Genomic DNA, 14,211 nt, shown 5'->3' on the forward strand with positions numbered 1-14,211 from the left:
TGAGAAATAAAGAAGTAGTGTTATATTCTTTAGCATTTAGCTCACCACGGGGCTATTGGCAATTCGTCTACTATTCTCTTAATTGGTAAAAATTAAAGCATAGTTAAAGAAGCGAGTTGCCTCTCCCTAAATGAGCAATTTGACTAGTTTGCTTTTTTGTATCAAATAGAGACTCAGATGGACGATCAATCTTTAAAACAGGCCGCTTTAAATTACCATGAATATCCAAACCCAGGGAAAATCAGCGTCACCCCAAGTAAGCAACTTGTCAACCAACGAGATTTGGCTCTAGCCTACTCACCAGGAGTTGCTGCGCCATGTTTAGAGATTGAACGTGATCCATCTGCTGCTGCTAAATATACAGCTCGCGGAAACTTGGTTGCCGTAGTCAGTAACGGTACAGCTGTTCTTGGTTTAGGTAATATTGGACCATTAGCGTCTAAACCTGTAATGGAAGGTAAAGGCGTACTTTTCAAGAAGTTTGCTGGTGTTGACGTATTTGACATCGAAATTGCAGAAAACGATCCAGATAAAATTGTAGATATTGTTGCCTCTCTTGAGCCAACTTTCGGTGGTATCAACCTCGAAGATATTAAAGCGCCAGAATGTTTCTATATCGAAAAGAAACTTCGCGAACGCATGAAAATTCCTGTATTCCATGACGATCAACACGGTACAAGTATCATTGTAGGTTCAGCTTTGCTTAATGCATTGCAACTTGTAAATAAGAAAATTGATGAAATCAAAATTGTAGCTTCAGGTGCAGGCGCTGCTGCCCTTTCTTGTTTAGATTTACTTTGTGCTTTAGGCGTAAATAAAGAAAATATCATTGTTGCCGATTCTCGCGGTCTACTCACTACTTCACGTGAAGGCTTGGATGAATCGAAAAAACGTTATGTTCAAGACATTAAAGCGACTCAGTTACATGAAGTAATGGCTGGTGCTGATATGTTCTTGGGTCTTTCTGCTGCTGGTATTCTCACCAAAGAAATGGTGAAACAGATGGCTGAGAACCCTATTATTTTTGCTTTGGCAAACCCAGATCCAGAAATTTTACCTGAACATGCACATGAAGTACGTCCTGATGTAATCATGGCAACTGGTCGTTCTGACTATCCAAACCAAGTAAACAACGCATTATGTTTCCCTTACATTTTCCGTGGTGCGCTTGACGTTGGTGCAACAACGATTAATGAAGACATGAAAATTGCATGTGTACATGCAATTGCACGTATGGCACACGTAGAAGCAGATGCAGCAACTTATGGCGAAAAATCTGCTTCATTTGGCCGTGACTACTTAATTCCACGTCCACTTGATCAACGTTTAATTTTAGAAATTGCCCCTGCTGTTGCTAAAGCTGCAATGGATTCAGGTGTTGCAACTCGTCCGATCGAAGATTTCTCTGCATACCGTCAAAAATTATCTGAGTTTGTTTATAACTCTGCATTCTTGATGAAACCGATTTTTGCTCAAGCAAAAACTGATCCTAAACGCATCGCATATGCTGAAGGTGAAGATGAGCGCGTATTACGTGCAGTGCAAATCGCAGTTGATGAAGATTTAGCTAAACCAATTTTAGTAGGTCGTACTGCTGTAATTGAAGCTAATATCAAAAAATTAGGCTTACGTTTACAACATGGCGTAAACATTGAGATTGTAGATCAAGAACAAAACCCGATGTATGAAGAGTTTTGGAAAGACTACTATCAAACTATGCAACGCAAAGGTATTACTGTTGAATATGCTCAACGTGAAGCACGTCGCCGTTCAACATTAATTGCATCTCTACTGGTTAAATTCGGTAAAGCAGACGGTATGTTATGTGGTACTTACAGTAGCTATAACATTCACCTTGACTTTGTACGCAATGTCATCGGTCTAAAAGAAGGTATGAATAACTTCTTCACCTTAAATGCATTAATGCTTGAAGATCGTAACTTGTTTATTGCTGATACATACGTAAATACAAACCCGACTGCTGAACAACTTGCTGAAATGACTATTTTAGCAGCTGAAGAAGTACGTCGTTTTGGTATTACTCCGCGTGTAGCCCTGCTTTCTCATTCAAGTTTTGGTAGTGACCAGACTGACTCAAGTGCTCAAAAAATGCGTGAAGTTTATCGTATTTTATCTGAGCAAGCTCCTGAGCTTGAAGTTGAAGGTGAAATGCACGGTGATGCAGCATTAGACGAAAACATTCGTCAATTTGCATTCCCTGGCTCACGTTTCAAAGGTTCGGCAAACTTGCTCATTATGCCAAACCTAGATGCAGCAAATATTTCATTTAACTTGTTGAAAGCAACTTCTGGTAACAACGTTACTATTGGTCCAATTTTACTTGGTGCAGCAAAACCTGTTCATATTTTGACACCTACAGCAACAACTCGTCGTCTTATCAATATGACTGCTTTAACTGTTGCTGAAATCCAACAACAAGAAAAGTAATTTAGAAACTGCTTTTTACGAAAAGCATCTCTAATGACTTGAGAAAACCTCTATTCTGTAGCATGATTGCTTGAAGAATAGAGGTTTTTTCATGCAAGTGTATTTAGTAGGCGGTGCCGTCCGTGATTTTTTACTTGGGCATCCCTATCAAGAAAAAGATTATGTTGTTGTCGGTGCAACGCCGGAACACATGCTCGCCCAAGGTTTTCAACCTGTAGGCAAAGATTTTCCTGTGTTTCTTCATCCCGAAACGAAAGAAGAATATGCACTTGCACGTACTGAAAGAAAATCTGGTAAAGGCTACCACGGCTTTCAATTTTTTACCGATACCACAGTAAGTTTAGAAGAAGATTTAATTCGCCGTGATTTAACCATCAATGCCATAGCAATGGATCAAGATGGCAAATTATACGATCCATATGGTGGTCAAACCGATTTAGAAAATAAAACTTTGCGTCATGTTTCAGAAGCTTTTGCTGAAGACCCTTTACGTGTTTTACGTGTTGCACGCTTTGCGGCTCGCTATTCTTCATATGGTTTTCAGATTGCGCCAGAGACAATGCAGCTTATGCAAACCATGGCCGAATCAGGTGAGCTTGATGCCTTAACACCAGAACGTGTATGGAAAGAGACTTCTCGCGCACTTTTAGAAGATCATGCGGATGTTTATTTTCAGACATTACGTGACTGTGGGGCGTTGAAACATCTTTTCCCTGAAATTGACGCATTATTTGGTGTACCACAGCGCCCTGAATATCATCCAGAAGTGGACTGCGGCATACATACCTTAATGTCATTACAGCAAGCTTGTAAATCAAACTATTCACTTGATGTTCGATTTGCTGTTTTAGTACATGATTTGGGTAAAGCATTGACTCCAGCTAACGAACTTCCTCGCCATATCATGCATGAAGAACGTGGAGTAAAACCTGTTACCGAGTTATGTGAACGTTTAAAAGTTCCAACTCAAACTAGACAGTTGGCATTATCAGTGTGTAAAGAACACCTAAAATGTCATCAAATTATGTCGTTAAAACCGGGAACAGTATGGCGTCTATTACAGCGTCTAGATGTATTACGTCGTCCTGAGAGAGTTGAAGCTTTTGTACAAGCATGTGAATGTGATGCTAAAGGAAGATTAGGTTTAGAAGACCGACCTTATCCACAAGCTCAGTACATGTTGGATGCGATGCAAATCGTTCGCTCTATTAAAGTTCAGGATTTACCTGAAAACATTAAAGGTGCTGAGATTGGTGAAATGCTCATTCAGTACCGTATTGATGCTTTAACTGAGTTCAAACATCAGCATCAAGCACTATCTCATACTTAATTAACACCAAGAAAAAAGCCTCATTACGAGGCTTTTTTATCTTTACTGTTTAGGCAGCGGTATAAATTGCGATTGAGTATTTTGGTTTTTTCTTTCCCCTACTGTCACCACAAAGTTTTGTTGCTTCCCATCTCGCTCGACCATTACATTAATTTCGCTGTTAGGCGCTTGTAATGCAACATAATTAATCAAATGAGATGCTGAAGTGATTTGTTGGTTATTCACCTGAATAATTTTATCACCAATCTTAATACCTGCTGATGCAGCTGGACCATTTTTCAAGACATCTGCAACCACAACACCAATTTGCTGTTTAGGTGTTAATACGTCTTCTTGTGTAGGCGGTACTAAACTAATACCTAACCATCCACGGACTACACGGCCATCTTTCAAAATCGAGTTTAAAACTTGTTGGCAAACTTTAGCAGGAATTGCAAAACCAATTCCTAAAGAACCACCTGACTGAGAGAAAATAGCAGTATTTACCCCGATTAAATTCCCAGCCACATCAATTAATGCTCCACCAGAGTTACCTGGGTTAATTGCGGCATCTGTTTGAATAAAGTCTTCATAGGTATTAATGCCTAAATCAGAGCGTTCAGTCGCAGAAATAATACCTTGAGTTACCGTTTGGCCTACGCCAAATGGGTTACCAATTGCTAAGACCACATCACCTACTTCATTACCACTCAACTTAAATGGCAATACAGGTAATTTATCTAAATCGATTTTAATTACAGCTAAATCAGTATCAGGGTCTGTTCCAACAATCGTTGCTTCTGCACGACGGCCGTCATGTAATGCAACTACAATCTGATCAGCTTGAGCAATCACATGATTATTCGTCAGAATATAACCATCAGCTCGTACAATAACCCCAGAGCCTAAGCTATTTTCATTTTGCTGTTGTTGTTCAGGAACCTGATTTCCAAAAAACTCACGGAAGACCGGATCACTTAATAATGGATGATTTTGTTTAACTTTCTGGGTCGTAAAAATATTAACAACTGCTGGCGCTGCAACTTTTACTGCAGCGCTATAAGATACCACCCCGCCCGCTCGCGAAGTATCAACGAGTGGTTCAACTTTCTCAGCAGGCATTTGCACCCCATCAACTGCAACAGTTGGTTTCGGCTGATGGTATTTTTGCCATGCAATAAAACTGGCAATTACAATAATAAGTAACACCCAAGGTAACCATGTAAAGGTGCGGCGCACGTTCATATCCTCTACGCAAAGAAGTTTTTAATTAAATTAATATATTGAACAAAAAGAGTTTTCAGTTAAGCATTTTAAATTAAATATGTCGATATACATAAAAAAGTCAAAAAAGATTTGTCTAGCTTTAGTTACACAACAAAATATGTTTCTATAGCTTTAGCAATTATTTACTACTCAATTCAGGAAATATCATGGCAAATTTGCATGAAATTATTCAGTGGTGCGACCAAACCTTAAAAGCGGCAGAATTTAAAGATTACGCACCAAATGGCCTGCAAATTGAAGGTTCAACTGAAGTAAAACGTATCATTTGTGCGGTTACTGCTTCCGAAGATGCGATTGATGCAGCAATTGCTCAAAATGCAGATTTATTACTCGTACATCATGGTTATTTTTGGAAGGGTGAACCGTATCCAATTACTGGAATGCGAGGCAACCGCATTAAAAAACTCATTCAAAATAATATTTCATTAGTCGCTTATCATCTACCTTTAGATGCACACCCAACTTTGGGCAACAATGTAGCGATTGCAGAAAAACTAAACTTGAAGAATTTAGAACCACTCGATTTAACCGAGAAACATCCGATTGGTAATATTGGTTATTTAGAGCAAGCAGTTTCTGTAGATGAGTTTAAAGCACAGCTTCAAAACAGTTTTGATTTTAAAGTGATTCATTTGCCAGCAGAAAAGCAAAGCATTCAAAAAGTAGGCTTCTGTACAGGCGGCGCTCAAGATTTTATTGCTAAAGCTGCTTTGCAAAATTGTGATGCTTATATTTCAGGTGAAGTCAGTGAACGAACTTTTTATGAAGCAAAAGAATTAGGGGTTCACTATTTCGCCTGTGGTCACCATGCTACTGAGCGTTATGGAGTTCAGCGTTTGGCACAAGCGATCTCAAAACAGTTTTCAATTGAAGCTGAATATTTTGAATTGAATAATCCGATTTAATTAAGTCTTTTTTTCAATCTGTGTTATGCGTATTAATTAGATCTTTATTGTGTATAGTTCTTTAAAACGATGCCCTATTGTTACCAGAATCATTTACAATAGAGCCACTTAATTGTATAACCCAGCAAATGCAAGGAATAGGAACATGACAACCATTACTTTACCTGCACTTCCATATGGCTATGATGATTTAGCGCCACATATTAGTAAAGAAACTTTAGAATACCATCACGATAAACACCACAATACCTATGTTGTTAACTTAAACAACTTAATCAAAGGGACTGACCTTGAAGGTAAAACTTTAGAAGAAATCATTAAAGCGACTGCTGGTGATGCATCTAAAGCTGGTATTTTCAACAATGCTGCTCAAGTTTGGAACCACACTTTCTACTGGAACAGCATGAAGCCAAATGGTGGTGGTAAGCCTACTGGCGCAATCGCTGCTAAAATTGACGAAGCTTTTGGTAGCTACGAAAAGTTTGCAGAAGAATTTACTGCTGCTGCAACAACTCAATTCGGTTCAGGTTGGGCTTGGTTAGTTGCTGATGAAGTAAACGGTAAATTATCTATTACTAAAACTTCTAATGCAGACACTCCACTTGCACATGGCCAAATTGCTGTATTAACAATTGACGTATGGGAACATGCTTACTACATCGATTTCCGTAACTTACGTCCTAAATACATCGCAACTTTCCTAGAAAGCCTTGTGAACTGGGACTATGCAAATGCAAAACTTGCAGGTCAACCAGCTGGTGTAGAGAAATAATTTTATTTCTTTATGAAAAACCACCCTATTTGGGGTGGTTTTTTTATTTTTAATACAGCAAAAGCATATTAATCAAGCAAACGATTCATTTTCTTTAATATTCTTATTGACGCTTTTAGATTTCATCCATAAAATGCGCATCAGATTCTCCAATAGCTCAGTCGGTAGAGCGACGGACTGTTAATCCGCAGGTCCCTGGTTCGAGCCCAGGTTGGAGAGCCATCTACTAATCTCCCATAGCTCAGTCGGTAGAGCGACGGACTGTTAATCCGCAGGTCCCTGGTTCGAGCCCAGGTGGGAGAGCCAAGATTCTAAAAGCCCGCATTTATTGCGGGTTTTTTCTTTTCTAATGATTTAATAATTTTTCATTATTTTGAATAAAATCAATGTTTCGAGTATTTTTAAACCAAACGATTAGATATTCACTCTAATTCTGTTATTAAGGCTTGACCCAGCCCTCTTTCCTGCCTAAAATCCTTTTCCAGATTCTCCCATAGCTCAGTCGGTAGAGCGACGGACTGTTAATCCGCAGGTCCCTGGTTCGAGCCCAGGTGGGAGAGCCAAGATTCTTAAAAACCCACTCATCATGAGTGGGTTTTTATTTGTATGATGCCTTCACATGTTCGAATCGAGTCACTTATTTTTTATTGTTTTAGGTTGCGTAAGCACCTGTATTTTTCTTCTTGTTTGTTTACGCCCTTATTTATTTCCAAAACAAAAATTCTTTGCTCGCCCTGTCATTACAAACTTTGAAACTCAAATGTTTATACGTTTAAAACAAAGTTTTCCAAATTATCATGTGTTAGCACAAGTGGCGTTTAGCGCATTAATTACCAGTAATGACTATAAAATTCGTAGTCAGTTCAATCGTAAAGTTACTGACTTTGTTGTGCTCAACGACAAGATGGAAGTCATGGCCATCATTGAACTAGATGACCATTCACTTTTCCTAATTAAATAAAGTTATCAAATAGTTTCTTTATATATTTTTCATTGACATAGTGCATTTTTTGATCTTCAATTATTTGACAATCGTCATGGATACATCATCCTATGAAAGTTAGATATCTTAAAGATTATGAACACTCAAAAACATTAGATGCAGATAGCTATAACTGGCTAAAACAGGAAGAAAAGAAACTTAATAAACTTACATCAATGGTAGCGCTTTATTGCACGTATATCGAATGTTTGAAACAGACATCAACTCAACACTCAATATTCGATTTAAAATCGTCTGAAGCACTGGAGAGCCATCTACAATGCTTTATAGGATTTATCTATACTGAATTGGACACAACTAATTACAATAAATATCATTATAGCTATGAGGTACAATCGGTATTCAATAAGCTAGCTTTGTTGCTAAAAATAAGTGTAACTACAACTTTACTTTCACTTAATTCGATAAGTGAGGATGTAGAAGAGTGTATCTTTCTATATAAAAAAAACAAAAAAAATATAGAAAAGATTGAATATTATCGAGGTTGGAATATCTTCAGTAGTGATAATAAATTACTAAATCTCAATATCAGCATTATTTACGACACCTATGGAAAAGAGTTCACAAGTAAACTGCATCATGTAATGATCATTTATGGAAAAAAAGTCATATCAACCACATTGTCAAAAAAGATTGGTTTTCTAATTAGTTTATTTAGAGTTTTAGTTATAGTCTATCCAAATATTAAAGAAATACAGAAGGCAATGTCTTCAGAATATGCATTTGAAAGCATGCTTATTGTTTATAATTTATGCTTAATAGATGCAAAAATAAAAAACTATAATATTGGTCATTTTCACAAGAGATGGAGTTCTATGGTTGATATGTACAACGTATTAGTCAACTATGGAATATGGCAAGAACCTATTACAGAAATACTCAGGCCAATCTATAAAAGATGTACACATAAGAACACAACAACAAACTTAGTAAAAAATGAAAATAAACAATTAATACACAATAAATTAGTTACACAGATTCCAATAAGTTATACTGATAGTGAAGCTAAAGAACTAATTTTTGTTAAAATTATTAATGAAATTGACCATATAATCTACTGTTCAGAAGTACTCACACAAAAAACAAATGATAAATATAATTTTTTTATTGAATGTCTTAGCAAAGGAATAGTTAAAGTAAGCCAAAACAATAATTTAAAAAATAATGTACCAATTGGAGTTCTAAATAAAAATAATACATTTCGAACTTATTATGAAAACCCTTTTAAGCACAAAACCCTTAAGAATTATCCTCATTTTTTAGGTATATCTGGTTCAGATAAGGAAAAGGATATTATTAAGGATGAAATTTTTTATTCAAGCTACAATACCTTATACCCTTTTCTTATACTATTAATCAATCAACATCCTGCAATTACTGAATCTTGGTTAATAAATTGGAAACTATATGACAATAAAAACAATGTAGGCCTTTTTAAAATTGGGGAATCTTGGTATAGCAAGTCTTTTAAAAAGAGAAGAGGAGTAAATTATGCTGAACAATTAATTAAATTAAACCCTCAATCAGTAAAAATAATTAAAGACATCATAAAAATTACTAGCATTGCAAGAAATTATTTGAAATCTGAAAATAATCTAGATCATGAATACATGTTATTAACTTCAAGAACCGCATTCACAGAACCACGAAAAGTAAAAAAATTTGAGAATGGCACTAATATCACCCTCATCAATAATCTAAAAAAATCATATGAAATAACAAGTTATAAAAACGGTGATATATTACTTAACGATAATGAATGTAGCCATATTTTTCAAAATTTAACATTAACAAGATTTAGAGCAAGCTGTGGAGTACGTGTTTACTATGAAACTATGTCTGTAAATAAAATGAGTCTAGCACTAGGCCATAAGGAATATAACCCTGCATTGATTGATTCATATCTACCAGATACTCTATGGAAATTTTATACGAACAGATGGTTACGAATATTTCAAAATGCTCTTATTTACGAATCGATGAAAGATTCAGTTTACTTATTCGAATCTGTAGATTTCACTAAAGAAGAACTTGATAAATTTATAAATAATCATGCATTCAAAGATATACCTCATCATATTGAAAAAGGATTTCATGAAATAAATATTGAGAAAAAAAACAATGAAGATAAAAATAGTTATATAGGTATTTATTTAATAACAGTCCCTCTTCTACAAATTTTTCTTTCAATTAAATACTTTTTTGAAGAGACATCTTACAATCAAAAAAACATAAAAAAACATTTAAAATGGTGGTATACAAGTGCAAATTATGTAATATCACAGATTGAAGCATTTCAAAATAACTTACAACAATGCTTATATTTAACTAAAGATATTATAGAAATGTATGAAATAGCAAAAAAAAACCCAATCAAATATAAAATAATCGAAGGAATATTTATAAATGATAGTAAATAATCAATTAAAAGATATTTTATCTGACCCTAATAAAAATATAGAAAATATGTCAAAGAAAGAACTCATCTTATTAAAGAATGAGATAATAGGCAATCCCAACAATTATGGACTAATTGAAAAATCTTTTGAAAAAACATCCACCATACACAACTTAAAACTATCAGATGTAAGAAATCCTGCTTGGTTTTATAATAATACAAAATTTGAATCAAATATATGGATGATTAAATTAAATAAATTAATAATAACAATCAACTTCAATAAAATAAAAATTGATAACAATATTTTACTAACAGAAAGACCAAACATACTAAACACTTTCAAATACTGGCTTTGCATTCAAAGCCACCCTATTTACAATGAAGGATTATTATTAAAAACTCAAACCATAAGTATTAATTTAAAAAATATAATTTACTTTATTAATTCTATTTTGGTTAATTCTAATATTTTAGAATTAAGCAAATATGGTTTAAATAGGATTAATGAAGACTATATAGTCGATTATCTAGTCAATATTTCAAACAATGGAAAAATCAATGCATCAATAAATTATAATATATTTGTTACAGATTTTCTAAAAGAAAAAATTAAAGAAATAGATATAAATGATGTAATTAAATTTGAAGAGGAATATCCTTTTTTCATCAATAATAACAATAATGATGAACTTGACCTAACATTAGAAGAGCTAAGAAAATCTAAATACTGGATTTATTGTAATGAGGGTTACTCTACATATAATCCCAATAAAGTAAAAAAAAATTTTTTCATTAAATCTCTTGAAGATCGCATCATCGTATTTAACCAACAACCTTTTACTTTAAATCAATTAAACTTAATCGAAGACACAGCTAAAACAGAATACTTATGTCTTCCTTACACGACTAGTGATGAAGAACACTTTTCATACCAAGAACTTCAATCTCAAATAAAGAACTTAAAAAAAATTTTATTTGTCCACTCTCAAAATGATTGTGCTCAAATCAATATTTCTAACTTTAATACTATTGGAGTGAAAAGAATAAATAAAATAACCCCTTTAAAAGATTTGGGGAGGTTTGCAACACTTCCTGCTGATGTAACTTTTAAAGCTATACGTGATTCTTTTGAATTTATTCATAAACATTTAGATATATTGCTTGATACAATTATTAAATATTCTTTATTCATCAAAAACAAAGAAGGTAATTTTGATGATTTTTATAACAGTTCAAAATTTCCAAGCACATTAAAAAAAATAGGTATTAAAGAGTTAAAAATACCTAAAGATGAAAATTATTTTATAAATTTACGTAACAATCATGGATTTATAGATTTTTACAATATTCTATTAGCATCTATATTAGTTGCATTAGGAGCGATCACTGCTAGACGCAACTCAGAAATTATTGATTTACACCCATTAGATTGTTTATTACCTCAGAATTTTGATCCATTAATAACAGAATTCAAAGAATTTGAAGTTATATTTGATAATCGAAAAAGCGGTGTTGGTGGCATTAATTTTCATCGTGAAAAGATGTCAAGACCTATACCAAGCATCATAGCAAAAATCATTTATAAACTTAAAAATTTTAATGAAATCATATTAGAAAATGATTTTTCTACACTTTCAGATATTAATTTGATAAATAACTATTCTTATAGTAGAAATACATGGAAAAAGTTATCGCCTGGAAACTATAGCAACTTATTAAATTTATTTTGTGATTATTTTCAAACAAAAAAAATAGAATACTCACCAAATGAATATAGGAGATATTATATACGCCAACATCAATTAAGACGTTTTTTTGCAATGATATTTTTCTGGTCAAAAAGCTTTGATGGCTTAGATACATTACGTCACTTCCTCGGTCATACTGATATTGAACATTTATATCATTATATTACTGAACCATTAACAGGCAGCGTTCTTAATGGCGTAAAATCTCACACAATTACTGAAGCCTATTTAGGAATATCCGGCCCAATTGTTAAAAATATTGAAGACTTACGCACAGTATTATTAAATCATTTTAATGTTAATGACTTAGAAATAACTAGCATGAAAAATTTCAACTTTACAAATAAGCTATCAAGCAAAATACACTATCTTATTGATGAACATATAATTGACCTTCAACCTAGATTTTTTACTACCAAAGATAAAAACAATAATATCATTCAAGAATTTGAGCTAATATTGATAGTTAAGGATGAAATATGAAAAAATTTGATAATTATGAAGTTGAAAAATCAATTCAATCTGAAATTGATTTACTTCAACTTATAATAAATAAGCCCAATAATTATATCAATGACAATGATATAAAAACCGCTATTTCATCTCAAAAAAATATAGCGAAATACTCCAATAGCGAATATGGAATTATTTCACTATCGCTCAATACACATAAATTATACGTAAATAAATATTCAAATATGACATATACTCAATTTAATGATTTGAGAATAAAAGCTTTATCTTCAATCACCATAACTCTAGCTAGTAAAAAAAATAAAATTGAAGAATTAAAGTCAGAGAATAATTATCTTAAAATTAATAACTTAATACTCATCAAAATCATATATGATCTAAAGTCAACAATTTCCAATTTAGCTTTAGGCACAAACAACCAATATGTTATTGATGAAACCAACAACAAATTAAAATATTTTGAAAAATTATTAAACCATGCTAATGAGGTGGTTTATAATGAAAAATAAAAAACTATATTCAATGGTTAGTAATTTATCATTACCAAATTACCTCTCCACATCCAAACAAGATATAAAATTTTTCAATATTGATGCCTTACCTTTTTTAATATACCCTAATGGTGTTCCATGCTATGAAGCAAATTCATATCTTATTTATAAATTAAAATTTGGTTATTCTCAAAAATATAATGGTGGCACATACAGAATATTTGCCAATCATTTAACTCACTTTATTAGATTTACTTTTTATTGCAAGAAAATAGAAAATTTTTCACAATTTGACAATAATTTATTTTCCGATTTTATGGATTATTTACAAGATGACCCTGATGTTCGATCCAATAACCAAATTATACGTATTGCTTATCAAGCTATTAATTTTCTTTTTTTTATTGCAGAGCTTTATAATCTTAATAATTTTATTGGGATTGGTAAAAATAATAAAATATCTTTAAGTAGTAAAAATAAAAAAGTCTCTAGAGAAAATAACAAACTAAGGTCTCCCCCGAGTTATTATCATTATTCGTTCCCTCCACCTTCACCTCAACGCAAACGCTATCCTGTTTCACTCGATGATTATAATAAACTTTTGAATCATATAAATTACTCAGTGAATGAGCCTTTAAGACTTAGAAACTTGTGTCTTATTCAGGCACTTGAAAATACAGGTGGTAGAAGAACAGAAGTCTGCTCTCTATCCATGAAATCCCTAAGATCAGCGTTAAAGAGTGAATCAGCCTCACCTTTACTAGAAATTATAAATTTAAAAAATAATCGTTTAACTAAGACACGGGAAATTCCTGTTTCAAGAACTTTTTTACTCAATTTACGCTTTTATGTTCATTACTATAGAAATCCGATACTGCAAAAAAAGGGCATTAATCATGATTATATTTTTATTTCCCACACATCAGGCCATCCATTACAACCCGATACTTTGACTACTTATATGAATAATTGGTCCAAAGAGGCAAATCTTTCCTCCCAAGTCTGTGCTCACATGTTTCGCCATCGATTTATCACAGAAAAATTTAAATCTCTAATTTTAGAACATGAATTAACGAATAGTGATGAATTTCGAAAAATGCTATTAAATACATATCGATTAAAACAAATTATGCTTGAATGGACTGGCCACAGATCTATCACATCTCTTGATACATATATAAATTTAGCATTTGATGAGCTTTCTGAAATCGATAAATTAAAAGAAAGAATATTTGCAACCCCCTCCAATCATGTCGTCAACTCACACATTAATTTTTTAGAAAACTCTTTAAATAATAATCTTCCAATTGATCCTATTATATTACGTGAACTTCTTAATCAGCTTAAAAATAAAACAGAATAAATTCTTAAAT

Annotated in this window: 9 protein-coding genes, 3 tRNA genes and 1 pseudogene; 12 read left to right on the forward strand and 1 reads right to left on the reverse strand. The window is 33.1% G+C overall.

All coding sequences use genetic code 11. The annotated features are described in order from the left end of the window. The first annotated feature begins 177 nt into the window (after positions 1 to 177). Positions 178 to 2,448 (forward strand): NADP-dependent malic enzyme, encoded by a 2,271-nt coding sequence (locus WBW42_RS06750; RefSeq protein WP_002118176.1) that lies wholly within the window; start codon positions 178 to 180, stop codon positions 2,446 to 2,448. A gap of 91 nt (positions 2,449 to 2,539) precedes the next feature. Then, positions 2,540 to 3,778: a multifunctional CCA addition/repair protein gene (locus tag WBW42_RS06755; RefSeq protein ID WP_017398614.1), complete on the forward strand. Its 1,239-nt coding sequence runs from the start codon at positions 2,540 to 2,542 to the stop codon at positions 3,776 to 3,778. Between the two features lie 42 nt (positions 3,779 to 3,820). Here the strand turns inward: WBW42_RS06755 and WBW42_RS06760 are convergent, their stop codons facing one another. Further along, positions 3,821 to 4,996, reverse strand: coding sequence for a S1C family serine protease (locus tag WBW42_RS06760; RefSeq protein ID WP_032055385.1), 1,176 nt, complete (start codon positions 4,994 to 4,996; stop codon positions 3,821 to 3,823). 194 nt (positions 4,997 to 5,190) lie between these two features. On the opposite strand from WBW42_RS06760, the gene WBW42_RS06765 reads away from it, so the two are divergent. From WBW42_RS06765 to WBW42_RS06810, 10 genes and pseudogenes are all read left to right on the forward strand, one after another. Next, on the forward strand, positions 5,191 to 5,949 hold the full coding sequence (locus WBW42_RS06765) for a Nif3-like dinuclear metal center hexameric protein (RefSeq protein WP_498478582.1): 759 nt from the start codon (positions 5,191 to 5,193) through the stop codon (positions 5,947 to 5,949). Positions 5,950 to 6,094: 145 nt separating this feature from the next. Beyond that, positions 6,095 to 6,721, forward strand: a complete 627-nt coding sequence (gene sodB / locus WBW42_RS06770; protein ID WP_000208083.1) for a superoxide dismutase SodB — start codon at positions 6,095 to 6,097, stop codon at positions 6,719 to 6,721. 146 nt (positions 6,722 to 6,867) lie between these two features. Then, positions 6,868 to 6,943: transfer RNA gene (locus WBW42_RS06775), tRNA-Asn, on the forward strand. A gap of 8 nt (positions 6,944 to 6,951) precedes the next feature. Further along, positions 6,952 to 7,027, forward strand: a tRNA-Asn gene (locus WBW42_RS06780). Positions 7,028 to 7,208: 181 nt separating this feature from the next. Next, a tRNA-Asn gene (locus tag WBW42_RS06785) sits at positions 7,209 to 7,284 on the forward strand. Positions 7,285 to 7,340: 56 nt separating this feature from the next. Next, positions 7,341 to 7,658, forward strand: a pseudogene (locus WBW42_RS06790) (DUF2726 domain-containing protein); the annotation flags it as partial. 116 nt (positions 7,659 to 7,774) lie between these two features. Then, on the forward strand, positions 7,775 to 10,144 hold the full coding sequence (locus WBW42_RS06795) for a hypothetical protein (protein ID WP_031959471.1): 2,370 nt from the start codon (positions 7,775 to 7,777) through the stop codon (positions 10,142 to 10,144). Next, positions 10,131 to 12,356, forward strand: coding sequence for a hypothetical protein (locus WBW42_RS06800; protein ID WP_498478584.1), 2,226 nt, complete (start codon positions 10,131 to 10,133; stop codon positions 12,354 to 12,356). Before WBW42_RS06795 ends, WBW42_RS06800 begins: the two co-directional genes overlap by 14 nt. Continuing rightward, a complete protein-coding gene (locus WBW42_RS06805) occupies positions 12,353 to 12,856 on the forward strand; it encodes a hypothetical protein (RefSeq protein ID WP_002120105.1) in 504 nt (167 codons plus the stop codon). The genes WBW42_RS06800 and WBW42_RS06805 overlap by 4 nt, the downstream gene beginning before the upstream one ends. Further along, complete coding sequence (locus WBW42_RS06810) at positions 12,846 to 14,201, forward strand: tyrosine-type recombinase/integrase (RefSeq protein WP_348961735.1); 1,356 nt, start codon at positions 12,846 to 12,848, stop codon at positions 14,199 to 14,201. Before WBW42_RS06805 ends, WBW42_RS06810 begins: the two co-directional genes overlap by 11 nt. Positions 14,202 to 14,211 lie beyond the last annotated feature (10 nt).

The sequence above is a fragment of the Acinetobacter sp. LT1 genome (genome assembly GCF_059800965.1).